A 25,338-nucleotide genomic window follows, 5' to 3' on the forward strand; every position below is an offset into this window, starting at 1 on the left:
ATCCTATTGTGTTGTCATTAGGTTAGCTATCGGAGAAAGATATGGATACGACAGAAGAGGACTATAGAAAAATTTGTCAGGCCACACTCGACGGTTTACAGGGTGAATTAGCCAATGGCGGAACTTACCTCACCATCGATTCCAGATTACGCCTCGAATACTCTAAACTGGTTAAGGCGGCCTCAAATGAACTCAGCGCGAAGGCGACACGTGGATTGATCAGCTGGGAGCAAGCGGCGGCAGAAGCGCAGGAGATGCGCAACGCGATAATGGAGATGATCCGCGGACGCAGCACGCCGTTAGGGCGGGCCATGGCGCAGCAACTCAAGCGCGAGGGTAAAACGCTTAATGCGCTCATTGCCAACAAAACACGCCAAAGTTTTGGTGAATCGGCGATTTTCGATAACCTGAGCGAACTGCAAAAAAACAAGATTTATGGCGATATTGTTAAGTCAGCGGGGAAGTCCAATCCGCGCGTTAATGCCAAAATGCTTTACTATTCTCGGGCGGGTAAGGGGTTGCTCATACTGTCTCTCGCCGTTTCTGTGTATGTAATTACTACCTCCGACGATAAAGTTGCTGCAGTCAAACAGGAAGCTGCGGTGACCGGCAGTGGCATTGTTGGAGGAATGGCCGGCGGAGCCGTGGCTGGCTTAATGTGCGGTCCGGGTGCGCCGGTTTGTGTGACCATTGGGGCATTTGTCGGCGGCGCTCTGGCGTCAATGGGCATGAGTCTTGCCTGGTAGTAGGTGGGGAGAAATGATGAATTTTACCGATGCCATAACGTTAAAAGTTATTAATGAAGACACTGAGTTTACGCCCGCCAAAAGCGAGATTTTGTTCAATGATGCGCCAACCGGCAGGGTTATTGAGGGCAAAGTGCTCGAAAAAGCCGTGGCGCTTGAAACAGGCTATTTGCTGTTTATTACAGACGATATCCCCGATGAGGAGTTTTTAACGCTGCTGCTGTGCGACAAAAATTTCTCTGTGCTTGATAAAGCGACGCTCGGCGCGGCGATGTCTACCGGCGACTTACGCGAGATTGAATTGAGGGGCGACGACGTGCATTTTCGCTTTATCGGCGATACGCTTTGGCGTCTACGGCCGCTCGCACAGCCGTCGCTACGCTTGCCCCTGGTCAGTGATCCACGCGGTGTGTCGCGTCCTCTGGGCCTACGCCAATATTTTACGCTTCAGGCGGACCCAAAGCGCGGCGGTTGAGGGGGGGTATTATTTAAGTGGATTACACGGCTTTGCGTATAAGAATTTCTTATCGTTCAGTCGAGATGGCACAGCTCGGCTCCTTTTGTTGATCATTGAATACCCAATGGCTTGCCAGCGCCAATAGGCCAACGCCCAACGCTCCATAGAGCATAACGTCGCTAAATCCGGCATTCAGTGCTTCAGCGGCCAGTGTCGTTGAGTGTGCCAGCGTCGCTATTTCGGGCGGTAAATTCTTTCCCGCCGCAATGCCTTCGGCTATGGATTGCCAATAGTGAGCGTCTGGCACCGAAGGAAAGTGAGCCATTAAACGATTGCGAATGCCTGTAACCAATATTGTGCCCATTAATGCAATATTAATCGCTAGGGTGATAAGTCGCGCACTCATGTCCATCCCCGAAGCCATTCCCGCGCGGCTCGCGGGCAGGGAGCCAGTCGTCGTGTGAGTGACCGGAGTATTGGTGAGGCCCAGCGCGATGCCCGCCATTAATGCACCTGGCAGTATGCCAACAGAGTGATTGATACCGTACCTCATCAGCAAAAAACCGCCGCCAATGCCCAGCAATCCCAGAGGAATGATTTTGGCGGCGCCGAACTTGTTCACCCACCGTGCGGCCAGCGGTGGCATCAGCAGAGTCGGCAGGGTGTAAGCCAGCAATGAAAGGCCGGAGGCAATGATGTCAGTCCCTACCGCGCTCTGATAATACAGGGGCAGATAAATCATCAGCGGCCAAAAGCTAAAATTCATCCCGGCGGAGCCAAGCAGCGCGCCGAGGAAGGGGCGATTGCGAAACACTGAAAAATCAAACATGGGATGCGCATGGCGGCGTTCGATGAAAATAAAAAGTGTGGCGCAGACTGCCGCAAAAGACAGGATCCCCAACGCCAGAGTACTGACGTAGCCTATCTCACCGCCCTGAGTGATATAGAAGGTGATGGCTAATACGGTTAATGAGAGAGTCACCATGCCGCCGATGTCTAAGGCGTGAGCCTGTGGGTCACGTGATTCGACAACATTCTTTGCCGCCAGAATAAGCGTGATGATCGCAATGAAAACGTGGACTAAAAAGACCCACTGCCAGCTGGCTAGTGTCACAATGACGCCACCAATCAGTGGGCCAAATCCCAGTCCAAAGCCGAAGACCACTCCCCATGCGGTGAAGGCGCGGTTGCGAGCTTTACCCGGCGCGAACTGCGACGACAAAATTGCAATCAGGCAGATAAGCATTGCTCCGCCGCTAATTCCCTGCAAAAAGCGCCCCACGATCATCATCGGCGCAGTGGTAGATATCCCGCACAGCAGCGACGTCAGGCCGAAGGCAATGATACTGATGATAAATAAACGTCTGCGGCCAAACCTGTCGGCTAGCGTGCCTGTTGCCATCAGCACGGTGGTGCAGGCCAGGGTATAAGCATTCATTACCCACTGCAGTTGCGTAAAGTTGGCACCTATCTGTTTTTCCAGCACCGGAAGAATGACCGGAACGCTGGAGATTTCCAGCCCCGACATCAGAGCGGCCAGACAAACGGCGGTGAGCGCCAGCCTATTTTGAATCATTGAAGGAATGGCCATAAGAAAGTCCTATGAAACTTTAGAAGCTGCCAGCATGAAAGAAAGGCGCCGCACTGGAAATATGCACCAATGCCATATATCGTCAATATTATGCCAAATACGCTAACGCGCTCTACCTCACCCCCCGCAGTTTCACCGCCGCTAAACCGGCGTTTGGTGCTGCTCGCTTATGAATGCCTGTGCACCTTCGAGTTTGGTACTGCCGTCGAGGCCTTTGGGCGCGCCGATGAAGCTACCGGCGAACCGCTTTATGACATGGTCGTAGCCTCGGTTGAAACGGGGGTTTTCAGCGCTCAGGGCGGAATACGGCTGGTGGTCGACGGAGGTCTTGAACTGCTCGAGGGCGCTGGCACGATAGTTATTCCAGGCTGGCGCAGTATTGATGCACCGCCTTCGCCCGGTCTGATTGATGCTTTGCAGCAGGCACACGCCAACGGCACCCGTATTGTGTCGATTTGCGCCGGAAGTTTTGTTCTGGCGGCGGCGGGCTTGCTTGATGGAAAACGTGCCACCGCGCATTGGAACAGTACTGATGCGCTGGCCCAGCGTTATCCAAAAATCCAGGTGATGCACGGCGTAATTTATGTGGATGAGGGCAGTGTTATCACTTCTTCCGGTGGGGCGGCGGGCGTTGATTTATGCCTGCACCTGATTCGGCGCGACTTTGGCGCAACGGTTGCGAATCGGGCGGCGCGAAGAATGGTTACCCCTACACATCGTGAGGGCGGGCAGGCGCAGTACCTTGCCATGCCGGTTACCGCGCGTCAGGGCAAAAGTCTTTCACCTCTGCTCGACCGTCTGCGCGCCCGATTGGACAAGCCTCTGGCAATCGCTCAGCTTGCGGCCGAGTCGGGTATGAGCAGGCGCACATTTTTACGTCGTTTTCAGGAATCAACCGGCACCAGTCCAGGAGAGTGGATGCTGAGTATTCGATTGCAAAATGCCTGCCGACTGCTCGAGAGTGAAACGTTAAGCATTGAGCTTATTGCCGAGCAATCCGGCTTCGGTTCCGCTGAAACTTTACGCCATCATTTCCGCCGTCGTTTAGGCATAACGCCGTCCGAATACCGCAGGCAGGCCTGAATGCAGGCGCACATTATCTTTTTTCAAAAAAAACAGCTTTATAAATATCGGCTGTTGCCCGTTGGGCGTAAAAGGTAGCTTGAATAGAGAATGCCAGTGAGTGGGATTTTTTTAGTATAATATTCTAAATTAACTGCTTTAAACTAGTTTTTAATTCTGCTATGAAGTTTGCTTCAATTTGTTCAATGCCCAGTGATAGCAATGCTGTCATTGCTATCAAAATGCCGAAGATTACCTCCGGATAGCAGAAAATGTTGCGTTATATCGTTATTTAATCGCAGGTATTGCAAAGTTATTCAGTTTATCCGATAAATGTTTGTGAAATTCTTCACAATTTTGGCAGCGAGTGTTGGTGGATTACAGCTAACAGGTTAATTTCTGCGTCAGAATATTATGCTTTATAGGGCGTCAAACTGGAGTCGAGTATGCGAGTGGTGATTTTAGGCAGTGGTGTAGTAGGTGTCGCCAGTGCGTGGTATCTGGCCAAGGCCGGACATGAGGTCACGGTTATTGACCGTCAGGCCGGTCCAGCTGAGGAAACCAGTGCGGGAAACGCGGGTCAGATTTCACCGGGCTATGCGGCGCCCTGGGCTGCTCCCGGCGTTCCATTGAAGGCCATTAAATGGATGTTTCAACGTCACGCTCCCTTGGCTATACGCCTCGACGGCACCAGTAATCAGTTGAAGTGGATGTGGCAAATGCTGCGCAACTGCGACATGCGCCATTATCAAACCAATAAAAGCCGTATGGTACGTTTGGCAGAGTACAGCCGCGACTGTTTGAAAGCGCTGCGTGAAGACACCGGTATTCAGTATGAAGGCCGTCAGGGCGGCACGCTCCAGTTATTCCGTACCGAACAACAGTTTGCCAGCGCGGCGAAGGATATCGCCGTGCTCGAAGAAGCTGGAGTGCCTTATCAACTGCTTGAATCGCATCAGCTTGCCAGCGCTGAACCCGCATTGGCGCAGGTTGCACATAAACTGACCGGCGGCCTGCGTTTACCTAATGACGAAACCGGTGACTGCCAGCTGTTTACTCGCCAACTGGCAGAGATGGCGCGGCAGGCGGGCGTTACCTTTGAGTTCAATAAAAGCGTGGATCGCTTGCTGGTGGATAATGGCCAGATTTCCGGCGTGCTGTGTGGTACAGAAATTGTGAAAGCCGACGCCTATGTGGTGGCTTTTGGCTCTTATTCAACGGCGCTGTTGGCAGATTTGGTCTCTATTCCGGTTTATCCGCTTAAAGGCTATTCGTTAACGATCCCGATTACTGACGAAGCCGCCGCACCGTTTTCAACCGTGCTGGATGAAACCTATAAAATTGCGATTACCCGTTTCGATCAGCGTATTCGCGTGGGGGGTATGGCCGAAATTGTTGGCTTTAATACCCAACTTGCCAAGGCACGCCGTGAAACGCTGGAAATGGTGGTTAAAGATTTGTACCCGAACGGTGGAAGAGTAGAAGACGCGACGTTCTGGACCGGGCTGCGTCCAATGACACCAGACGGTACGCCTATCGTGGGTAAAACATCTCTGAAAAATCTGTATCTGAATACCGGTCACGGCACACTCGGCTGGACGATGGCCTGCGGTTCAGGGCAGCTGCTCGCGGACATCATGTCCGGCGTGACGCCAGCTATCCCTTCTGAGGATCTAGGCGTTGCGCGCTACAGTGCCGGGTTTGTCGCACCCTCTGACACCCACCATAAAATGCATCCGATAGGTTAAGGGGCTTTTGGGGGAAGATAGGCTATTAATGCGTCGTTTTAGATGTTCAGTTAAGGAAGAGTTATTCAGGAGTTTTCATGCCACGCCCGATTTCTGCCACCCTGTCGATGCCTGCTTTGCAAAACAATCTGCAGGTTGTTCGCCACCGTTCTGCCCATAGTAAAATATGGTCGGTGGTAAAAGCTAATGCCTACGGGCACGGTATTTCTCGAATTTGGCAAAGCCTGCGCAGTAGCGACGGTTTTGCTTTACTTGATTTTAATGAAGCTATTCTGCTTCGAGAGTCCGGTTGGCAGGGGCCTATCCTGTTGTTGGAAGGTTTTTTTAGCGCGAGCGACCTGAGTGAAGTGAGTTATTATCGCTTGACCACTGCCGTGCACAGCCGTTGGCAATTAGCGGCACTGGCCACGTTGCACGTAGCGGCACCGCTGGATATTTATCTGAAAGTGAACAGCGGTATGAATCGCCTGGGGTTTGCGCCCTCGGAGGTCAGTGAAATATGGCACCAGTTGAATGCCATGCCGCAGGTAGGGCAAATCACGCTAATGAGCCATTTCGCCAGTGCTGACAGCGAAGAGGGTGTTAAATGGCAGGTGGATAAATTCGAGCAGGGCACCCAAGCGTTGCCTGGGCCGCGCTCGCTGGCCAATTCGGCGGCGACGCTTTGGCATCCAACGACGCATCATGACTGGGTGCGCCCAGGCATCATCCTTTATGGCGCTTCGCCGAGCGGCAGAGTTGAAGACATCGCGGATACCGGGCTGTTGCCAGTGATGCAGTTGAACAGTGAAATTATAGCCGTGCAAAATTTATCTCCTGGCGACCGTGTCGGTTACAGTGGTCGTTATCGCGCCGAAGGTCATCAGCGCATCGGCGTGGTGGCCTGCGGATACGCGGACGGCTACCCGCGCCATGCCCCAAGTGGAACACCGGTAATGGTGGGCGGGGTTAAGACCCGCACTTTAGGGACTGTATCAATGGACATGATTATGGTTGATTTAACGCCGTGCCCTGAGGCGCAGATTGGCTCTCAGGTTGAACTTTGGGGCAACCAACTACCGATTGATGAGGTTGCCGCCTCGGCAGGTACTTTGGGATATGAGCTAATGAGTGCATTGGCCCCGAGAGTGCCGGTGAATGTGAAGCTGTAGTTTTCTTGTCGAATAAAAAGCGGGCACCCATCGGCGCCCGCTTTTTATTTAGGTTTTTAACTCAGTTTAGATATTATGCTTTTGACCGTTTTGCTGCGACGCTTTGCCGTCCAGGCCATGACAAATGCGGTCAACATGACTATTGCCAGACTGGCCTTTGGCGGCAGAGGTAATGCCATCGCTACCAGTCCCAGAGCCGCTCCTCCGGCCATCTGTACAAATCCGACCAACGCTGAAGCGATACCCGCTTCACTGGAGTATGGCTCAAGCGCATAGCTGGTGGCTGGCCCAATGACAAAGGCCAAGCCTGCACAGGCGCTGGCAACGGGCAGCATATACACCCAGGTTTCAAGCTGGGTTGCTACAGGCAACAGTGCAAGGCCAGCAAACAGTGCTGCGCCGCCTATCAGCATCAATACGGCGCCAGTAGCCAGGCAAATCGGGCGACCCACCTTACGGATGATGCGGTTAGCAATATAGCTCATCAGCATTATCCAGAAGCCATTGGCACCAAACACCAGTGAAAACTCGAGTGGCGAAAGGCCACCTGTGCTCATCAATACTGTGGGTGCGAGAGAAACATAGGTTAACGCCATACCCATCGCACCGGCGTTGACCAGAGCAAAGGCGATAAAATTGCCGTCACGCAAAATGCGCCAATATTGGCGCAGCGGCAGGCTGCCCACCGCTTTGGTATTCGCCGGACGTGTCTCGGGTAAAAATGCCAACACTAAGACCATGACAACCAGCGTATAGCCTAACAGCGCCCAAAAAGGGGCACGCCAGCCGTAGTATTGAGCAATCAGGCCACCCATCAGCGGGGCAAGGGCGGGTACAATATTTAACGTGCCGTTTAAAAAGCCGTATGCCCGTGCGGCGTCATCGCCGGAAAGTCGGTCGCGTACGCTGCTGAAAAGCACCACAGAAGTACAGCAAACGCCCAGGCTTTGCACCACGCGCGACCCCATAAACATGGCAGCATTAATCGACGTCGCCGCAATCGTGACCCCGACAACGTATAGAAGGATGCCGGCAATCGCCATGGGGCGGCGGCCATATCTGTCAACCAGCGGGCCAGCAATCAGCTGTCCTAGCCCCAGCACCAATATAAACAGCGAGATAGAAGACTGGATCACGCTCTCGCTGCTGTTCAAACCTAGGGCAATCGCCGGAATCGCAGGAAGATAGAGGTCGATGCCCAAGGGACCGAGCAAAACCAGAGTGAGTAATAAAAAGAGGAATTTTTGCATAGCGTTGCGGCGAATCCATTCTAAAAAGAGGAGCAAGAGTAATGATTTAGCGGCGAAATGAAAAGTGAAGCCTGAGTGAAAGAGAGAATAAAACGGAGAAACAGGCAGCATTTGCGGGACATCTCGCAAGATGTCCCATATCAGTCAGGATTTACTTCCAAAAATCATCAAACACGGTCACCGGCGGCTGGCGTTTATGCTCAGTGCGCAGATACCAGTTTTCAATGATTTTCGCATACTGCGATTCAACCGTTTTACCTTCCAGATAGTCGTCAATTAGCTCATAGGTGACGCCAAGAGCCGCTTCGTCAGGCAAGGCAGGGCGGTTATCTTCAAGGTCTGCGGTCGGCGCTTTGGTATAAAGATGCTCAGGGCAGCCAAGGTGTTTGAGCAAGGCTTTCCCCTGGCGTTTGTTCAGGCGAAAAATGGGGTTAATGTCAGTGCCGCCATCACCGTATTTGGTGAAGAATCCGGTCACCGCCTCAGCCGCGTGATCGGTGCCAACGACCAGTCCCGCTTTCATTCCCGCAATGCTGTACTGGGCTTTCATGCGTTCACGTGCTTTTTCGTTACCTTTAATAAAGTCGCTCAACTCGATGCCGATATCGCGTAACGTTGCTTCGCTGGCCAGTACGGAGTTTTTAATATTAACCGTTAACACATTGTTTGGCTTAATAAATTCAATTGCATCAAGACAGTCTGACTCATCGGCCTGCACACCATAAGGCAGGCGTACGGCGATAAACTGGTAACCTGCATCTGGCGATTCTTTGCGCAATTCGTTAATTGCCGTTTGGCAAAGTTTGCCGGTAAGAGTAGAATCCTGCCCGCCGCTTATGCCAAGTACCAACGATTTAATGAATGGGTGGGCGCGCAGGTAACTTTTTAGGAAATCGACGCTGATGCGAACTTCCTGCTCGGCATTGATTTGTGGTTTAACGTGCAGAGCCTGGATAATCTCTTGCTGAAGTGCCATGACCATTCCTCCTGAGGCTGCCAGCGAAAATCGCGGCAAAGAATTCTTTATTAAGACAGTTAGTCTAAAGCTAACCTGCTCCGGAGAAAAGGACAAGGTTCGAGGCGGGTTGGTAGGAAATTATGCACACACAGCTTTTTCGATACCGGTGTGCGTACGACAGGAACAGGCATTTGGGTGCAGGTCTATAGGTTGGACAGGGCAAAACGTTTATATTTCCGACATAATTGAAGGTCAGAAATCAATGAGTCAAAGCGTAATGTTTTTGTATATTTATATTTCAGGAAATATATAAACCTAAGAATGCTCTAAAAAACCAGCCATCGGAAGGATATTAATGGTCTGGTGTTGTATATTTATGGACTGTGAATTATGCAAAATACCACAGTTGTAATCTTCTGAATCAATTAGAAGAGTGCCACCTCGGGTATTATTATATCGTTGGCTTCGAGTCGTGTTTTTGCCTTAAATCTATTGGGGATTTCAAAATGTTTTATCGGGTTGTTCGTCGTTTACCAGCTTGCGCGCTCGTGTGTGGTGCGGCGCTGTTTAGTGTTTCAAGTCTTGCCGATACCGATGTATTCACCGCGCTAGATAACCCAGCTACTGCGAAGAAAGACTTCGACGGTAACGTGCAGGCGGGTTACAGCGCGCAAACCGGCAATACAAGTAACAATAATCTTAATGCTAACACCACTATGACGTGGTTTCAGCCAAATACTGCCTACAGTATCTGGGGCTCTGCGGTTAACACCTCTTCTTCTGGTGTACGTTCTTCAGAAAAATATCAGGCGGGTGCACGTACGCGTTACAACCTGTCAGACGTTAACTACCTTTTCGGACAGGCTAATTGGTTGACTGACCGCTTCAACGGTTACCACGCGCGTGATACCGCAACCTTGGGTTATGGTCGTCAGATCTGGAATGGCCCTGTTCACACGCTGAACCTCGAAGCCGGTCCAGGCGTTCGTCACGATGAATATCAGCAGGGCGGTAATGCCACTAAAGCTATCGCTTATGCTTCCGGTACTTATTCATACCAGATTAGCGATACGGCTAAATTCAGTGAAGGTGTGTCCGTATTGGCTAATGATGATACAACTGTTAACTCTGAAACCGCGCTTTCAGTCGCTATTAACAAGAGTTTCTCACTTAAACTGGCTTACGATATTACTTATAACACCAAGCCACCTTCAAGTGCGCCGGATAAAACCGATACCGTTACTTCAATTAACCTGGTATACGGTCTGTAATCCTCCAGAGTTAATGCGTTTGATTGAAAAGTCGGCATGATTGCCGGCTTTTTTTATATCTAGAAACGGTCAGTAACTGCCCCATTTGAGTACGTTACTGCTAGCAGTATTATTGGAAAAGCCGATGAGATTGATTGATGGATAAAAAACATACAGTTTGTATTGGTGCGAAAAATATCCAATTTTAGAGTGGGAATGAGGGTGGGTTCAGATTATTAAAATTATAAGGCATTGATAATATTGTTAATGTGTGACATTGAGATTGGCCTTTCCCAGCCTGTAACTTTCGTCACCAAAGGATTTAACCCTTCTTTTATTAAGGTTATTGTGGCTAGCATATTATTATGCATTTCGATGATTGTTCATCAGCGGTACGTATGTCTTTGATCATACATTGTCATTAATAATACATAAGTATCGGTTGAGTATATAAACTAATCTACTGGTGAAATCAGCCTAATAATGCACTTTTTTTGTGCAATCAGCCCAGAAATTTTATGAAAAGTACGCTTTCAAATAAGTCATTAATATGAGTAATGACTGTTTAAGTTGTGTGAAAATATGAGATTCAGGTCACTATTTATTAAATTAAACCCGCATCAAAGACATCTATTTGAAGGTATGGGATTTTCATCACTATTTTGCCTACGATCTTATGACAACATTTATTTAACAAATAATAAATGAGGTTGAAATCATGCTGACTTACAACGAAAAGGTTTGGATAGGGATCTTCGGCTTGTGTACGCTGTTTTGGATGTCGTTGGCTGCGGCAGGGGTGTATGCTGTTGTTTGATTATAAATACAGCATAGATAAAGGCGCATTTGCATTGATAACCGCTCTAAAAAAGTCCTGCTTGCTTAGCTGAAGATTATGACAGTAACAAACTTTAATCCTCTATAGCGCACCAGCAGGACTTTCTCCTCTCAGAACTCTGCTAATCCTAAGCTCTATCACCACGCTAATTCGCACTGTCTTTTACAGCCTTTTTCTCTTCCAGATCACTTTATTTTTATTCTTTGCCCTGAAATAGATATAGGGCAGAGCAATTGAAAGCGCTAGAGCAACGGCAAATATGATTATCAACAACGTAGGTTTGGGAGAAGTGGGGTACAAATTATAAAAACTTAACGAACAAACGATGAGAAGAAATATGATGCTCCATCGCCGGCGTTGTCTAGCAGACGTGTCAATATAGCCCTTGATCATATCGGCTTTGCAGTTAGGACAATGCGTAATCTCTGCGGGCATTTCGGTGTTACAAATCGAACAAACGTTGATTTCTGATTTCAGTTTCTTAATCATGCATGATACCGCTATGTAGTAGTATGTTTACATTGATAAAATATCCCATGCGGTCGCATAGGGTAATTGTTGAACTGTTGTACAGCTATGTTGCTGAATCATAAGATGTGTCAATAGTTTAGAACAATGTTCCGTAGGATAGCAAATGCTTAACTGAAAAAACCCTTAAGAATGATTAAACTATGCAATATCGCAGGGATCCTTTTGCCTTCAGCCGGGTAAAGCGGCTTTTTAATGCGAAATGAGGAGGATGTTGATGGGGCGGAGCATCTTGAGATCCCCCGATAAAGTGCAAAAATCTTAGCCTTATCGGGGGTAATTAGGTGCGAATCACAATGGAATGTTTTTTCTTTTCCATATGACATTTTGCTTGTTTTTTAGTCTGAATATGTAATATGGAACAAACATCGATAATAGAAATGAAACAATCACCAGCGAGGCTGCGAATAAAAAACTTCCCGAAAGTGGATAGAAATAATAAAAATAAATTCCTAACACCAAGATAAGAACCGAACGAATAATATTTATTTTTCTTCTTTCTCTGCTATTAATATGCCCTTGAACTTTTTCAGCGCCGCATTTTATGCAACGGTGAGAGTTTTCAGCTAAATCGCTATTGCAAAAGGGACAAACATTTTGTTCTGATATTTCATCAACGTTCATTATAGATACCACGCTAGTGCTGTGTAATAAAGTATTTCCCCCCTCTATCCCTGAGTTAAACCTTAAGGTTTGATGTTTTTACCCACAAACAACAATGACGCCAAACAATAGCGTCATTGAGAATTTATTGAAATTTATTCAACAGAGTGGAGATAGACTACGCTTAGTTTATGACAAAGTATCGATAATTTTGTTAATGCTTCTGTTTAGGGATAATCTGAGAGCATTAAAAGGAGTGATTAATGATTTTAGAAAACATTAATTGAGTTAACCTATTGTTTTAGATTGATAATTTCCTTTTTTCGCCACTAACTCTTAGCAACTGGCTGACACATTCGGTGGCCACAAACCTGAGAGAGGGATAAAGCAACTATTATGTTTTCTACTTATTTTTCGAACTTAATCCCACATTGATTCGGTATCTGGCACCCGTTGGCCCACAGAATCAGCGGCCCTGAAGATTCAACACTAACATGTCGATGAATAGTCGAACTTTAGCGGCAAGATGTTTTCTATTGGGGTAAATAGCATGGATAGGTATTTCATTACCTTGATACTCAGGTAATACCTTTACAAGACGCTTTGCCAACACATCACTTTCAGCCAAAAATGAAGGCACAAACGCAATACCCATCCCTTCAACCGCCGCATCTTTAATCGCTTCGCCACTGTCAAAACGGAGACGCCGGTTGCCATCAACAGAAACAATGATTCCGTCACTCTTTGTCATTTGCCAGACTCCCGAGCCAGCGTGTAACCCATATATAAGTCTAGGGTGGGTAGCCAAATCTGAAATATCCTTGGGCTGACCTAACACACGCAGGAGAGTCTGCCTCGGTAAGAGATGGACTGGATCCTCTGTGCAGCGTCGAATTCCTAAACCGACTTGCGCGTACTTTTTTAGACGGCGAGCTGCCGACACATCCCGATGCCTCACCCATTTTTGCCGATGTCAGAGGCCTGGCACCCACGCTGATACAAATTGGCGAAAATGAGATCATGCTCAGTGGGGCAACGCGACTGGCGTGTCATTTGGGCGATAATCGAGTCAGAACCTCACTCGAAATATGGCCTGGTATGTTCCACGTCTGGCATCTGTTTGCTGGGCTGCTTCCTGAGGCAGATCAGGCTTTACGTAACGCCGTGAGATTCCTTGAAGATGCACTGCCGGTGATAAAAGAAGAGTAGATTTGCGTTTTTGATAAGCATAAAAGAACAGCCGGAAGGTGATTATAACCGGCTGTTCTATGCCAAGAGCATGCTGAATAACGTCAAAAAAAGATGAATTTTAATAGGTAATGTTGGCATAGTCTTCAATACCGCTCATAAAAAACTGTTTATTTTCAATGCTGAGATTGTTCATAGATGAAAGCAATGTTTTTGCTTCTATCATCAAACCTGCTTTTGTTGTTATAGCTTTTACCTCATTTCTTTGCAGGAAGAAGGTGAGCAACTGAGCGATATTGACGCCTTCGATATCAATATCAATGCCGTGCAATCGTCCTTGAAGTACCCCTGTTACAATGTGCTGACAAATTCCATAATCACAAATTCGATTTTCAAATTCTATTCCATGTGCTAAAGCGCTAACAAAAGCAACTCGACAATTTTCTCTTTCATTTATGACGGCTTCGTTCTCCCCATCTGCACCATCGGGAGTATAACCTTTAATGAAATGCCAAACTTGTGCGACAAACATTTTACCTGTCATGGGTATTTTCTTGTACAACAGCGATTGATAATTCAATAAAGGAGGGAAATTTGAAATAGGAGCATGGTCGCCGGATAAGAGAATAACCCCCAAGGTTTGCTTTGCTTTCATCACAGACGCAGGGTCTTTTACGATATAACCTTCTAAATACTTTATCAATTCTTTAAGATTACGTTTCACATTTCTGCTGCTCATACGCGGTTGTGTTTTGAAGAAATTATACATAGCCGAGAAAGTAGCGTCTTCACGTTTAGGTTCATGGATGCGAGCCCCATTAAGGTGTGCTTCAAGTAATTCCTTATCATAGCTAATCTTGGACGCAGTTGACCGTATATATTGGTAAAATAATAATGCACCTATAATTATGGGGGTGGCAATTTTTATGGCTTTTAAATAGTCGAAGTGATCATAATCAACAGGGGCTCCTATTTCTCTTTCATTATGATTGTGATTAGGTTCCCATATTGTTAGTGCCGTATTTATATTAGAAATCGATACTATTTTTTCAGCAAGAAAATTCACCCTTTTATTACAGGTATCAAGCGCAGCAGGGATGTGTCCGGAAGTTAACGCTGTGTACTTAGTTAGGATTGAATTTAACATTTATGTAAGATCCTCGAAGTAATTCAATTAATCTCAAGATAAGGAATAGATTAAAAATACCCCCCCCCCCGCACAAAGAGCAATTTTTTAATGAAGTGAAGAATGTACATGACGGGAGTTGAAATATATCTGATGCCTGTATGATATGTAACCCGTAATTAACTCATTATTTTATTTTTAACAAATAATCAATGCGCTACTCTCGGCATGAGTCACGTTATATCAATAGAGCATCAACGACTTAAGAAGAGCTAAGAGGAATGATTTTTTTCGACAGATACTCTAGACCGCTGCCCAATTTTGCCAGCAGCTGTTTGGCCTGATTTCTTCTTTCGGTTGTCGTGTAGTGATGCGATGTTTTGGCCGCAAATATGATGACGTTGCCACTTGGCACGCGGCAGTAGAGAACCTCATCAAATAACTGATGCAATGCATAAACCATTGGGCTTTCGGCTCGGGGGATCTCGTGATAGTTCAATACCAGCCAACTATGATCGCGCATTTTTTTTAGGCATGTGCTTAAAAAATATTCTGTTCCTTGAATGGGATCCATAGCAAAGGCGGAGTACAGGTCTGAGAAAATAAGGTCATAATGAGGCGTGTTGGTTTTACGCAGGTAGCTTTCAGCATCGTCGATGTAATAAGAGATTTTGTCTGACACGGGTAATGAAAAACATTCTTGGGCGATGGAAAGAACACCTGCTCTTAACTCAACGACATCAAGGGTCAATGTATCATCAATAGCGTGCAGTGTGCGTACGAGTGCTCCGCCCCCAAGCCCCAAAATCAGTACGTTATGCGCAGTGGTAAAACCTACGGCCATCAACATGGCTTTTATATAGTTATGAACCGGTAAGTTAATATCGCTTTTGAGCATTTTGCTCTGCTCATTGATCCCTTCAAAACGCAGGATCCGGTAGTCTCCAGAGTCAGCGACAACAATGTCGCCATACTCATCAGTGACTTGTAAAACGATATCCCCTTTAGGAATAAGTGTCTGACCTTTCAATAGGTCGCCAATTAATGCCATGTCAAATACTCAATGTTGCCACATTTTTCAAAGGGTGATTATACCCGATGAAGATCTCAGCGGGCACTGTTCTTTTGTTTGAAACCTGTTTGCCACTGTCGCATCAGGTCAGAATTTTTTTCTCTGGGACCCCGCGGAATGTTCAAGACCTATAGGCGCAGTGTTGAGTCTACTTTACATTTTGCTCAGTGTTGTATTTTGGCGTGAGGTCTCTCGTGACAAGCAAGAGCGCAATAACAGCCCCAGCAGCCATTCCTGACACCATCGGTAATGGGCGTCCGTTGGTAAAAATGCCTACTACGGCAACCATTGCGGCACCGGTCAACATTTGCAGCGTACCCATTAATGCTGATGCGGTGCCTGCATTTTCACCGTGCTGGTCGAGCGCTAGTACGCTGGTAGTAGGTATGATCAATCCCATGAAAGCCGAGGCCACGAAATAGAGCAAGATTAACATCCAGATGTTATCACCGCCGGCAGCAAAGTAGGCAAACATCGTGAGCGTTGCCATTGCGCAACCAATCACTGCACCTTTGACTAATTTCACCATACCAAAGCGTTTACCCAGCGTCGCGGTGAACTGCGCACTGGCGATGAAAGAGGCAGCGTTGATGCCAAAGCTTATGCTGTAAACCGTGGGTGAAAGCCCATAATGGCTAATCATCACGAACGACGAGTTTGCCAAATAGGTAAAGAATCCCGCCATGCTAAAGCTACCAATGAATACCAGCAGCAAAAAATGGCGGTCGAGCAGCAGCAATTTATAAGCGGACAGGGCGCTGGTGAGACTGCTCTTGCTTCGATCAGATTTCGGCCGTGTTTCATTGAGCAGTTTCGCCATCATAATCAGACCGATAATCGCCGCAAAGGTGACTGCCCAGAATACGCCGCGCCATCCTGCAAAAGTGATAACCGCACTTCCTACCAGTGGCGCCAGGATCGGAGACACGCTAAACACTAACATCAGCAGAGACATGAGTCGTGCAGCATCCGTACCGGTGTGCAAATCGCGTACCACCGCTCGGGGAATCGCCATTCCTGCGGCAGCACCCAGCCCCTGTATAAAGCGCAGTAAGACCAGCGTATGAATATCGTTAACCAATGCACACCCTACACTGGCTAAGGCGAATAACAGCAGTCCGGCATAAAGGGGGGATTTACGGCCAAACATGTCGGAGAGCGGGCCATAGAGCAGTTGGCCTGCACCCAACGCAAGAAAGAAGGAGGTCAGACTCATTTGTACAGTGCCGATATCAGCTTGTAAACTCGATCCTATCGACGGCAGTGCGGGTAAATACATGTCTATGGCAAAAGGCCCGATAGCCGACAGTAGGCCCAGCACTATCGCCATTTTAAAGAATGATTTGGAACGCATTTTTTACAATCTCGTTATGTGTTTAATGAGTTTTTTCGACGAATTAAGAGCGCGCCTGATAAGGATGTCATTGACGGCCTTCGAGCTAAGATTGCCCCGCAATAAGCGGCCCTATCTATACCACGGAGCAGGGGAATTATTTATGACCACCGCTTACAGTAAGCACTTCACCGGTTATCCAGCCGGCTTCATCGGAGGCCAGAAAAGAGACGGCAGACGCGATGTCTTCAGGTAGTCCCATCCGGCCCAGTGGGGTTTGAGCAATCATAGCTCGCGTCATTTCATTGGGTTCCGACATAAATGCGGCGGTTCCTTCAGTCTGCGTAGGGCCAGGGCTAACAGTGTTAACTCTAATTTTTCTCGCGCCAAGCTCCTTGGCGAGCACCGCGGTGATCCCTTCGGCAGCTTTCTTGCTTGCCACATAAACGGTAGAGGACGGTGGAGTCATCGTGGTGATATTGGAACCAATATTGATAATTGAACCGCCTTCTTTCAGGTGTTGTGAGGCCGCCTGGATGGTCAGGAGTGGCGCTAATACATTGATATTAAAGACGCGGTGAAAATGATCTTCAGAAATGCTTTCCAGCGGATTAAATTCATAAACACCGGCATTATTGACTAATATATCTAAGCGTCCAAAAGACGATATAGCCGCTTCGATTACCCGTTGTGCATCTTCTGCCAGAGAAACGTCGCCCTGTATGGCAACAGCCGAGCCACCTCGGGATACAATGTCAGAGACGACCCATTCGGCTCCTGCCTTGCTGGACGCATAGTTCACCACAACTGAAGCCCCATGCAGTGCCAGATTTCGTGCGATCGCTGCCCCAATACCTTTGGAGGCCCCTGTAACCACTGCCACTTTTTCACTTAATGTTTGGCTCATGCTGATTGCTCCGGTTATTGCTTAACGACAAATTGTGCCAAGGAGGTAGGCGTTGGTTATCCAAGGTCGGTTTGTCTTTCTAAATCCCGCGCAGCGAGAGTTGATGACGTCACTGTGGATTTTAGATAGATTCTTACCGACCGGTAAGAAATATTTGCGCATAATATACTGACAGTCAAGTTACGTTTTCAATTGAAGAGTATTTATGCCGAAAGTCATTCAGGAAAAAAACGCGGCGAGTCGTGTCGGACGCCCTAGAGCTTTTGATGAAAATCAAGCATTAGACGCTGCAATGGGGGTTTTCGCCACTAGCGGTTTTGAGGCTGCATCGCTAACAGCGCTTACTGAAGCGATGGGCATTAACCGAGTCAGTATGTATGCAACGTTCGGCAACAAAGAATCGCTGTTTATACGTGCTTTTGAACGATACACGCGTTTGGCTGAGGAGCACGGGGCACGGTGTCTAGCCACGGGTAGCGCAAAACAGGGATTGCTTACTTTACTTAAAGACTGTGTTGAGCGATTTACTTCAAAAGAACGGGATGGGGTATGCTTTATGACCCAGTCTCCCCTGGTTAACGTCGGTGCAACGCTGGAAACGAGCAACGACTTTTCAAGCAAACGTAATGCTCTTGAAGCGCTACTACAACGTCATTTTGAGCGCGCTGTAGAGAAGGGAGAACTGCCAGATATTTCCGTCGTTAAAAGAATGGCCAGCTTCTACACGGTGGTCATTCACGGCATGGCCTTGCAGGCTCAACATGGTACAACACGTGAAGAGTTGCTCGATGCCATTGATGTTGCAATAAGTGCATGGCCTGCAAGGGGTAAGGCTGTTGCAAAATAGATAAAAACCTTAATATTGCCGGAATTTTGTTTCTACATGGCGCTGGATTTCGGAATGGAGTCAGATGTACAAGCACTTAAAAAGATAAAAAAAGCCGGAAGATAATCCAACCGGCTGTTTTTATTAGTTAATTATCAATTATCGGCAGTTTGCTTATGGAATAATTCACGGAATACTGGGTAAATATCCTCCGGCTCGCGAATATGTTGCATGGCAAAGTTTGAGAATTGCTGCTGCAAAACTTCATATTCACGCCACAGCGTCTGATGTGCACGACGGGTTATTTCAATGTAGCTGTAATAACGTACCATCGGCAGTATTTTCTGTGCCAAAAGCTGGTGGCACAGCGGCGAGTCATCGGCCCAATTATCTCCGTCAGAAGCCTGCGCGGCGTAGATGTTCCACTGTGCAGGGTCATAGCGTTCCTGAATCACTTCATCCATCAGCTTCAGCGCACTGGAGACGATGGTTCCCCCCGTTTCCTGAGAGTAGAAGAACTCCTGTTCATCCACCTCTTTTGCCTGGGTATGGTGACGAATATAAACCACGTCGACGTTTTTATAGGTTCGGCTCAGGAACAGATAGAGCAGAATATAGAAACGTTTGGCCATGTCTTTGGTTGCCTGATCCATTGAACCAGAAACGTCCATCAAACAGAACATCACCGCCTGACTTGAAGGCTCTGGGCGACGCTCATAGTTTTTATATCGCAGGTCAAAAGTATCAATAAACGGAACCTTGGCGATTTTTTGCCGCAGTTCGGCTATCTCTTTTTTAATTCGCTCCTCTTCCAGCAGCTGTGCAGGCTCACTGTTTTCAACCTCTGAAAGGTTGGATTCGAGTTCTCGCAGCGCGCGTTTTTTACCTGCTGACATCGCCGTACGGCGTGCCAGCGAATTTTGCAAAGAACGTACAACGCTAATATTGGCCGGCACACCATTAGAGGTGTAACCGGAGCGATGCGTTTTGTATTCAGTGAGCTGCTTGAACTGATTTTTCTTCAAATTCGGCAGCGCCAAGTCCTCGAATAACAGGTCGAGGTACTCGTCTTTGGATATTTGGAAAGAGAATTCGTCTTCACCTTCGCCATCCTGGCTCGCATCGCCTTTGCCACCGCCGCCACCGCCGCCACTGGGAGGGCGCTCGATACGGTCGTTGGTTATAAAGTGGTCGTTACCAGGATGAACGCGGTGACGCAAGCCACCGCGGCCCTGATGGAACATGGGTTCGTTGATATCCGCATTGGGGATCGAAACTGACTCCCCGCTGCTAACGTCGGTAACCGAACGCTTATTGATGGCTTCGGCGATCGACTGTTTTATTTGCGACTTATAGCGGCGTAAAAAGCGCTGGCGGTTAACCGCGCTTTTATTCTTGCCATTCAGTCGACGGTCAATAAAGTACGTCATATAGCCCCCAAACAACGTTGCCAACGATCCCCGCTTTACCTGCTGTTCTCGTTACGATGATTTCCTCACGCGCAGATACCATTCACAAAGCAGGCGAACCTGTTTGCGTGTATATCCTTTTTCCATCATTCGGTCGACAAAGTCATCGTGTTTCTTCTGCTCATCGGTCGAAGTTTTGGCGTTAAAGGAGATAACAGGCAGCAGCTCCTCGGTATTGGAGAACATTTTCTTCTCAATAACCGTGCGCAACTTCTCGTAACTTGTCCAGTTCGGATTGCGGCCGCTGTTGTTAGCACGGGCACGCAGCACGAAGTTCACGATTTCATTACGGAAATCTTTAGGGTTACTGATACCGGCCGGTTTCTCTATTTTTTCCAGTTCTGCGTTTAAAGCTTCACGGTCGAACAGTTGGCCCGTGTCTGGGTCACGATATTCCTGATCCTGTATCCAGAAATCGGCGTAGGTGACATAACGGTCAAAAATGTTCTGTCCGTATTCCGAGTAAGACTCAAGATAGGCGGTCTGGATCTCTTTACCGATAAACTCGGCGTATTTAGGGATCAGGTAACCTTTGAGGTGCTCAAGATATTTCTCGGCGATATCCTGCGGGAATTGTTCACGTTCAATCTGTTGTTCAAGCACATAGAACAGATGAACGGGGTTGGCCGCAACTTCGGCATGATCGAAGTTAAAGACACGCGAGAGTATTTTGAAGGCGAAACGTGTAGAAAGACCGTTCATCCCCTCATCAACGCCGCCATAGTCACGATATTCTTGATACGACTTGGCTTTCGGATCGGTATCTTTCAGGCTCTCACCGTCGTAAACCCGCATCTTAGAGTACGAGCTGGAGTTCTCCGGCGTTTTCAGGCGTGAAAGGATAGAGAACCGGGCCAGCGTTTCCAGCGTTCCAGGTGCGCAGGGGGCATGCACCAGTTCACTGTTGCTGAGCAGTTTGTCGTAAATTTTGATCTCTTCCGACACGCGCAGGCAGTAAGGCACCTTGACGATATACACGCGGTCGAGGAAGGCTTCGTTGTTTTTGTTGTTGCGGAAAGTCACCCACTCCGATTCGTTGGAGTGCGCCAGGATAATACCGTTAAACGGCAGGGCAGAAATTCCCTCGGTGCCGTTGTAGTTACCTTCCTGCGTCGCGGTTAGCAGCGGGTGCAGTACCTTGATAGGTGCCTTAAACATCTCGACAAATTCCATCACCCCTTGGTTAGCGCGGCAAAGTGCGCCGGAATAACCGTAGGCGTCTGGATCATTTTGCGCATGGTTTTCGAGTTTGCGAATATCTACCTTACCGACCAGCGCCGAGATGTCCTGGTTGTTTTCGTCACCGGGCTCCGTTTTAGCAATCGCAATCTGTTCCAGAATGGACGGCCAGACTTTTACGACTTTAAATTTGGTAATATCGCCGCCGAATTCGTGCAGGCGTTTTGCCGCCCACGGCGACATAATGGTGCCGAGATAGCGGGTGGGGATGTTGTATTCTTTTTCGAGAATGTGGGCATCTTCCTGCGGATTAAACAGGCAGAGTGGATGATCGTTTACCGGGCTGCGTTCGCCGTTGGCACTGAGCACGTAAATCGGCACTCGTTGCATTAGCGCTTTTAATCGTTCAGCCAGCGATGACTTACCGCCGCCGACCGGACCCAGCAGATAGAGGATCTGTTTCTTCTCTTCAAGGCCTTGGGCAGCATGTTTGAGGTAGGAGACAATCTGTTCAATCGCATCTTCCATGCCATAGAACTCTTCAAAGGCAGGATAGCGGGCAACAACGCGGTTGGAGAATAAACGCGACAGGCGGGGTTCAAGCGCTGTGTCGACCATGACGGGTTCACCTATTGCCATCAACAGGCGTTCCGCGGCATTGACATAAGCACTGCGATCTTGCCGAGCGATGGTAAGAAATTCCTGCAGTGTGAACTCTTCATCCTTGGCAGCTTCATAGCGCTGGCGATAATGGTCAAATATGTTCATAAATGCCCGTCCTTCGTTATTTAGCACAGGTTAAAGAGAGCCGATAACGCGGTGGAACAGCTCCCGGAAGAAAAATTCCCCAACTGACACTCTCTTAGAGATTTAGCAACCCTTATGCCAACTTGTCGTTGCTCTATTTAATTGAGTAGAGTCATGGTAACTGTCATGAGCAACACGCGCAGGTTACGTCATCAGTTGGTTTTTTCTCCTATTAATAAGCGTAGTTTGACCTTTGAAAAATTTCCTGTGCTAAATCGCCGTTTTTTAAGCCATATCAATGACTCAGTTGCTGTGGTATTACTTTGAAGCCTTGCAGGACGGGGGGTACAGGCGAAATGAGCAATTTTTGGTCATAATTATTTAATAATCAGCATATAAATTATTCGGTTGGTTTAGGTTTTTGTGCGCTATCCCTGACGCTTTATGACGAATCATTTACACTACTGTCGTTTATACTTTTGGGAATGAATTTAATGAAAGCTTCTTACATCAAAACTCTGCCTCTTGCGGCGGTTGTTGCCATGCTTTGCCAGTCTGCGCATGCAGACGGACTGTCTCTGGGCGCTGCTGCTTTAGGGAGCACCAGTGTTTACCGTGGCGATAACACCCGTTTTTATCCGGCTCCTGTTATCGACTATCAGGGTGACAGCTTCTACGTCCATTCGCTTCTGGCAGGATATTATCTCTGGAAAGACCCGCAAAATCAGTTAAGTCTCGTAGCAGCTTATAATCCGTTCGGTTACAGACCAAGCCACAGCGACGATGACCAAATGAAACGTTTGGACAAGCGTCACGGCACATTAATGGCCGGTCTTTCTTACTCTCACAACGCTGAGTGGGGCACCATTCGCAGCATGCTCACCGGTGATACGCTGGACCAAAGCAACGGTATTGTTGGCGATGTGGCTTACCTTTATGCCTTTAAAGGGGATAAATGGACCGTAGTGCCGGGCGTGGGTGTGATGTGGAACAGCGCCAATCAGAATAAATACTACTACGGCATTAGCAGCAGTGAATCACGCCGCAGCGGATTAGACAGCTACAAGCCTGGCGACAGCTTCAACCCATACGTTGAAGTTTCTGCACGCTACAGCTTTGCTCCACAGTGGCAGGCATTCTTCACCGGACGTTACATCCGTCTGGCCGACGAAGTGAAAGACAGCCCAATGGTAGACAAATCTTATACCGGTGTAGTGATGACCGGCATAAGCTATACCTTCTAACAGCGGGTAACAGCCCCACAAAGCACTGTGGTGGTGCAATGGATGCATTTTAATGGGGCGTTTCGCCCCATTTGCACATCTAAAGAGCAATCGCATTATGAAGTGTTGTTTTGCGATATGCCTCACATTATGGCCGGTAGGCCTTACGTGCTTTTAAAACGTGCCACCGGTGCCTGCTGAATAAACACCTGAACAGGAGCTGCAGATGAACGCGAAAACCGTACAATTTCCCAATGGAATAGAGGTTCCCGCCATCGGACAAGGCACTTGGTTCATGGGCGAGCAGGAGTCGGCATTTCGTTCTGAAGTCAATGCGTTACGCCAGGGCATCGATTTAGGTATGACACTGATTGATAGCGCTGAAATGTATGCCGACGGTGGCGCTGAGCGCGTGGTGGGAGAGGCGATATCTGGCCGCAGGGACGAGGTATTTTTGGTCTCGAAAGTCTATCCGCAAAATGCTGGGGGTGTCAAAGCTGTCAACGCCTGCGAGCAGAGTCTACAGCGCTTGAAAACCGATACCCTGGACCTCTATCTGTTGCACTGGCGTGGATCTATTGGGCTGGATGAAACCGTGCTGGCGATGGAGTCTTTGCAAAAAACCGGAAAAATTCGCCATTGGGGCGTGTCGAATTTAGACACTGAAGACATGGCGCAACTGTGGCAGGTGCCAGGCGGTGAAAACTGTGTGACAAATCAGGTGCTGTATCATGCCGCATCGCGAGGTATTGAATACGACCTACTTCCGTGGTCTCGCGAGCATCAGATGCCGCTCATGGCTTACTGTCCGCTGGCTCAGGCGGGAAATTTGCGTCAAGAGGTGTTGCATCATCCGGTGATGCAGCAACTGGCACGGGCCAGAGGCGTCAGCAGTGCGCAGATTGCACTGGCCTGGGTTACCCGCAGTGATAACGTGATTGCCATTCCCAAAGCCGTTCAGCCCACACACGTAGAAGAGAACGCCGCAGCTCTGACTCTGCGCCTTAATCCTGATGAAATTGCTCTGATTGAACAGGCATTTCCCGCACCGGCGGAAAAAACCCGTCTCGATATCGTTTAAGCCCCTCTTTTATTAGCAAAAAAAGAACGCCGAGGCGTTCTTTAACATTTTTCCACTTTGCGCATCCTAAATCATTCAATAGCGATTTTTATGGCCAAACGCGCCGGCGTGGTAGAGGTGCTGATCTGCGAGCGGGAAACAGCAGCCGTTTCCACGCAGACCATAGTTTTATAGCCGTCGTCGGCCATGTCTTTCATGGATGCGGAGTTTTCAGCGCCCGGATTCCAGCTCACGACGTCACTGTTACCCTGATGCTCGACGCGGAGGGTGCGGTTGAGAGCCGAGTCAACAATCAGGCTTTTAGCTTCAGGTCGGGTGAAGATTCTGTCCACCTGACCGTCAAAAGTCAGCGCGCCTTCCAGCACTGCCTGCTCGCCCGCAGCGACTTTATCGATATACGGCTGCCCCAGCCCCTCCACTTTAACCTCGGCAATATCGCCAATTTCAAAGTAGGCGTGAAGTGCGCTGGTGGTTTCGAAATCACCGAATGATTCAAGCTCGATAGAACACTGCTCACCGAGGGTGAAATGCGCATGCAGGGTAAAGGCGTGTGGCCAGAGCGTACGCGTTTCTTCACTGTCTTTTAACGTAAGAGTCAGCTTTACGCCGGCTTCATCTTCACTCTGTGCCGTTAACTGCCAAGGCAGGTTACGGGCGAAGCCGTGGGATGGTTTGCCTGCTGGGCCAAACCACGGCCAGCAAATGGGCACACCGCCGCGAATGGCAACGCCAGGCTGAAATGCGGTCTCACTGCTAAGCCAGATAACCGGTTTTTGCCCGGCAGGTTGCCAACTCAGCAGATGAGCACCCTGAAGCGCTATTGCCGCACGTCCTGTGGGATGGTTAACAACCAATATCGGCAGGTCAGCAATTTGACACTGCGTAATAGCAGGGGAGAGCTGTTTCAAAACGGGGAGGGTAAAAAGCTGTTCGGTCATCATTTAGTCCTGTGCAATGTCTGGTGTGAACTAAGACAGGTGAAAACTGACTGGATGAGTGATTTAA

20 protein-coding genes and 2 pseudogenes are annotated in these 25,338 nt (G+C 48.4%); 10 read left to right on the top strand and 12 right to left on the bottom strand.

Annotated elements, in window-relative coordinates:
* The first annotated feature begins 41 nt into the window (after positions 1 to 41).
* Together GA565_RS11400 and GA565_RS11405 are read left to right on the top strand one after the other, a co-directional pair.
* Positions 42 to 746 (top strand): hypothetical protein, encoded by a 705-nt coding sequence (locus tag GA565_RS11400; protein WP_152198549.1) that lies wholly within the window; start codon positions 42 to 44, stop codon positions 744 to 746.
* A gap of 13 nt (positions 747 to 759) precedes the next feature.
* Positions 760 to 1,221 carry a hypothetical protein gene (locus tag GA565_RS11405; RefSeq protein WP_152198550.1) on the top strand — a complete coding sequence of 154 codons (462 nt, stop codon included), beginning with the start codon at positions 760 to 762 and terminating at the stop codon, positions 1,219 to 1,221.
* Positions 1,222 to 1,270: 49 nt separating this feature from the next.
* On the opposite strand, the gene GA565_RS11410 is transcribed toward GA565_RS11405, so the two are convergent.
* A complete protein-coding gene (locus GA565_RS11410) occupies positions 1,271 to 2,794 on the bottom strand; it encodes an MFS transporter (protein WP_226950952.1) in 1,524 nt (507 codons plus the stop codon).
* A 90-nt stretch (positions 2,795 to 2,884) separates the two neighbouring features.
* On the opposite strand from GA565_RS11410, the gene ftrA reads away from it, so the two are divergent.
* From ftrA to dadX, 3 genes are all read left to right on the top strand, one after another.
* A complete protein-coding gene (gene ftrA / locus GA565_RS11415; protein ID WP_152201443.1) occupies positions 2,885 to 3,877 on the top strand; it encodes a transcriptional regulator FtrA in 993 nt (330 codons plus the stop codon).
* Between the two features lie 425 nt (positions 3,878 to 4,302).
* Positions 4,303 to 5,604 carry a D-amino acid dehydrogenase gene (locus tag GA565_RS11420; RefSeq protein ID WP_152198551.1) on the top strand — a complete coding sequence of 434 codons (1,302 nt, stop codon included), beginning with the start codon at positions 4,303 to 4,305 and terminating at the stop codon, positions 5,602 to 5,604.
* A gap of 77 nt (positions 5,605 to 5,681) precedes the next feature.
* The gene (gene dadX / locus GA565_RS11425; RefSeq protein WP_152198552.1) at positions 5,682 to 6,755 is read left to right on the top strand and encodes a catabolic alanine racemase DadX; all 1,074 of its coding nucleotides are present in this window, start codon (positions 5,682 to 5,684) and stop codon (positions 6,753 to 6,755) included.
* A gap of 56 nt (positions 6,756 to 6,811) precedes the next feature.
* Here the strand turns inward: dadX and GA565_RS11430 are convergent, their stop codons facing one another.
* Together GA565_RS11430 and nadE are read right to left on the bottom strand one after the other, a co-directional pair.
* Complete coding sequence (locus GA565_RS11430; protein ID WP_152198553.1) at positions 6,812 to 8,005, bottom strand: multidrug effflux MFS transporter; 1,194 nt, start codon at positions 8,003 to 8,005, stop codon at positions 6,812 to 6,814.
* A gap of 151 nt (positions 8,006 to 8,156) precedes the next feature.
* Entirely contained in the window at positions 8,157 to 8,981 is an 825-nt protein-coding gene (gene nadE, locus GA565_RS11435; RefSeq protein ID WP_152198554.1) for an ammonia-dependent NAD(+) synthetase, read from the bottom strand.
* Positions 8,982 to 9,469: 488 nt separating this feature from the next.
* Between nadE and GA565_RS11440 the strand changes: the two genes are divergently transcribed.
* Positions 9,470 to 10,234 carry a YdiY family protein gene (locus GA565_RS11440; RefSeq protein ID WP_055771359.1) on the top strand — a complete coding sequence of 255 codons (765 nt, stop codon included), beginning with the start codon at positions 9,470 to 9,472 and terminating at the stop codon, positions 10,232 to 10,234.
* A 1,636-nt stretch (positions 10,235 to 11,870) separates the two neighbouring features.
* On the opposite strand, the gene GA565_RS11445 is transcribed toward GA565_RS11440, so the two are convergent.
* Both GA565_RS11445 and GA565_RS11450 read right to left on the bottom strand, forming a co-directional pair.
* Positions 11,871 to 12,203, bottom strand: a complete 333-nt coding sequence (locus GA565_RS11445; RefSeq protein ID WP_152198555.1) for a hypothetical protein — start codon at positions 12,201 to 12,203, stop codon at positions 11,871 to 11,873.
* A gap of 445 nt (positions 12,204 to 12,648) precedes the next feature.
* Positions 12,649 to 13,080 (bottom strand): annotated as a pseudogene (locus GA565_RS11450) (LysR substrate-binding domain-containing protein); the annotation flags it as partial.
* Between GA565_RS11450 and GA565_RS11455 the strand changes: the two are divergent.
* Positions 13,002 to 13,391 (top strand): annotated as a pseudogene (locus GA565_RS11455) (alpha/beta hydrolase); the annotation flags it as partial. The pseudogenes GA565_RS11450 and GA565_RS11455 sit on opposite strands and share 79 nt — an antisense overlap.
* 100 nt (positions 13,392 to 13,491) lie before the next feature.
* Here the strand turns inward: GA565_RS11455 and GA565_RS11460 are convergent.
* The 4 genes from GA565_RS11460 to GA565_RS11475 form a co-directional block, all read right to left on the bottom strand.
* Positions 13,492 to 14,517 carry a hypothetical protein gene (locus GA565_RS11460; RefSeq protein ID WP_152198556.1) on the bottom strand — a complete coding sequence of 342 codons (1,026 nt, stop codon included), beginning with the start codon at positions 14,515 to 14,517 and terminating at the stop codon, positions 13,492 to 13,494.
* Between the two features lie 241 nt (positions 14,518 to 14,758).
* Entirely contained in the window at positions 14,759 to 15,547 is a 789-nt protein-coding gene (locus tag GA565_RS11465) for a spermidine synthase (RefSeq protein ID WP_152198557.1), read from the bottom strand.
* 169 nt (positions 15,548 to 15,716) lie between these two features.
* Positions 15,717 to 16,922, bottom strand: a complete 1,206-nt coding sequence (locus GA565_RS11470; protein ID WP_193311899.1) for a multidrug effflux MFS transporter — start codon at positions 16,920 to 16,922, stop codon at positions 15,717 to 15,719.
* Between the two features lie 136 nt (positions 16,923 to 17,058).
* On the bottom strand, positions 17,059 to 17,808 hold the full coding sequence (locus GA565_RS11475; RefSeq protein ID WP_152198558.1) for a glucose 1-dehydrogenase: 750 nt from the start codon (positions 17,806 to 17,808) through the stop codon (positions 17,059 to 17,061).
* Between the two features lie 205 nt (positions 17,809 to 18,013).
* On the opposite strand from GA565_RS11475, the gene GA565_RS11480 reads away from it, so the two are divergent.
* Positions 18,014 to 18,655 carry a TetR/AcrR family transcriptional regulator gene (locus tag GA565_RS11480; protein WP_152198559.1) on the top strand — a complete coding sequence of 214 codons (642 nt, stop codon included), beginning with the start codon at positions 18,014 to 18,016 and terminating at the stop codon, positions 18,653 to 18,655.
* Between the two features lie 134 nt (positions 18,656 to 18,789).
* Here GA565_RS11480 and GA565_RS11485 read toward each other — a convergent pair whose 3' ends face one another.
* On the bottom strand, positions 18,790 to 20,064 hold the full coding sequence (locus GA565_RS11485; RefSeq protein ID WP_084982856.1) for a YeaH/YhbH family protein: 1,275 nt from the start codon (positions 20,062 to 20,064) through the stop codon (positions 18,790 to 18,792).
* 51 nt (positions 20,065 to 20,115) lie between these two features.
* A complete protein-coding gene (yeaG, locus tag GA565_RS11490) occupies positions 20,116 to 22,050 on the bottom strand; it encodes a protein kinase YeaG (protein WP_055771386.1) in 1,935 nt (644 codons plus the stop codon).
* Between the two features lie 473 nt (positions 22,051 to 22,523).
* On the opposite strand from yeaG, the gene GA565_RS11495 reads away from it, so the two are divergent.
* Together GA565_RS11495 and GA565_RS11500 are read left to right on the top strand one after the other, a co-directional pair.
* Positions 22,524 to 23,273, top strand: a complete 750-nt coding sequence (locus tag GA565_RS11495; RefSeq protein WP_193311900.1) for a MipA/OmpV family protein — start codon at positions 22,524 to 22,526, stop codon at positions 23,271 to 23,273.
* 205 nt (positions 23,274 to 23,478) lie between these two features.
* The gene (locus tag GA565_RS11500) at positions 23,479 to 24,333 is read left to right on the top strand and encodes an aldo/keto reductase (RefSeq protein WP_152198560.1); all 855 of its coding nucleotides are present in this window, start codon (positions 23,479 to 23,481) and stop codon (positions 24,331 to 24,333) included.
* 71 nt (positions 24,334 to 24,404) lie between these two features.
* On the opposite strand, the gene GA565_RS11505 is transcribed toward GA565_RS11500, so the two are convergent.
* Complete coding sequence (locus tag GA565_RS11505) at positions 24,405 to 25,271, bottom strand: D-hexose-6-phosphate mutarotase (protein WP_152201450.1); 867 nt, start codon at positions 25,269 to 25,271, stop codon at positions 24,405 to 24,407.
* Between the last annotated feature and the right edge of the window lie 67 nt (positions 25,272 to 25,338).

The sequence above is a fragment of the Rouxiella sp. S1S-2 genome (assembly GCF_009208105.1).
Lineage (GTDB): Bacteria > Pseudomonadota > Gammaproteobacteria > Enterobacterales > Enterobacteriaceae > Rouxiella.

Excerpts from the sequence above, each read along its gene's own strand:
- yeaG (WP_055771386.1), bottom strand. The coding sequence starts at position 22,050 with ATGAACATATTTGACCATTATCGCCAGCGCTATGAAGCTGCCAAGGAT.
- GA565_RS11410 (WP_226950952.1), bottom strand. The coding sequence starts at position 2,794 with ATGGCCATTCCTTCAATGATTCAAAATAGGCTGGCGCTCACCGCCGTT.
- GA565_RS11440 (WP_055771359.1), top strand. The coding sequence starts at position 9,470 with ATGTTTTATCGGGTTGTTCGTCGTTTACCAGCTTGCGCGCTCGTGTGT.
- GA565_RS11500 (WP_152198560.1), top strand. The coding sequence starts at position 23,479 with ATGAACGCGAAAACCGTACAATTTCCCAATGGAATAGAGGTTCCCGCC.
- GA565_RS11445 (WP_152198555.1), bottom strand. The coding sequence starts at position 12,203 with ATGAACGTTGATGAAATATCAGAACAAAATGTTTGTCCCTTTTGCAAT.
- GA565_RS11405 (WP_152198550.1), top strand. The coding sequence starts at position 760 with ATGATGAATTTTACCGATGCCATAACGTTAAAAGTTATTAATGAAGAC.
- nadE (WP_152198554.1), bottom strand. The coding sequence starts at position 8,981 with ATGGCACTTCAGCAAGAGATTATCCAGGCTCTGCACGTTAAACCACAA.
- GA565_RS11495 (WP_193311900.1), top strand. The coding sequence starts at position 22,524 with ATGAAAGCTTCTTACATCAAAACTCTGCCTCTTGCGGCGGTTGTTGCC.
- GA565_RS11480 (WP_152198559.1), top strand. The coding sequence starts at position 18,014 with ATGCCGAAAGTCATTCAGGAAAAAAACGCGGCGAGTCGTGTCGGACGC.
- GA565_RS11460 (WP_152198556.1), bottom strand. The coding sequence starts at position 14,517 with ATGTTAAATTCAATCCTAACTAAGTACACAGCGTTAACTTCCGGACAC.
- GA565_RS11420 (WP_152198551.1), top strand. The coding sequence starts at position 4,303 with ATGCGAGTGGTGATTTTAGGCAGTGGTGTAGTAGGTGTCGCCAGTGCG.
- GA565_RS11470 (WP_193311899.1), bottom strand. The coding sequence starts at position 16,922 with ATGCGTTCCAAATCATTCTTTAAAATGGCGATAGTGCTGGGCCTACTG.
- GA565_RS11465 (WP_152198557.1), bottom strand. The coding sequence starts at position 15,547 with ATGGCATTAATTGGCGACCTATTGAAAGGTCAGACACTTATTCCTAAA.
- GA565_RS11430 (WP_152198553.1), bottom strand. The coding sequence starts at position 8,005 with ATGCAAAAATTCCTCTTTTTATTACTCACTCTGGTTTTGCTCGGTCCC.
- ftrA (WP_152201443.1), top strand. The coding sequence starts at position 2,885 with ATGCCAAATACGCTAACGCGCTCTACCTCACCCCCCGCAGTTTCACCG.
- GA565_RS11400 (WP_152198549.1), top strand. The coding sequence starts at position 42 with ATGGATACGACAGAAGAGGACTATAGAAAAATTTGTCAGGCCACACTC.
- GA565_RS11505 (WP_152201450.1), bottom strand. The coding sequence starts at position 25,271 with ATGACCGAACAGCTTTTTACCCTCCCCGTTTTGAAACAGCTCTCCCCT.
- dadX (WP_152198552.1), top strand. The coding sequence starts at position 5,682 with ATGCCACGCCCGATTTCTGCCACCCTGTCGATGCCTGCTTTGCAAAAC.
- GA565_RS11475 (WP_152198558.1), bottom strand. The coding sequence starts at position 17,808 with ATGAGCCAAACATTAAGTGAAAAAGTGGCAGTGGTTACAGGGGCCTCC.
- GA565_RS11485 (WP_084982856.1), bottom strand. The coding sequence starts at position 20,064 with ATGACGTACTTTATTGACCGTCGACTGAATGGCAAGAATAAAAGCGCG.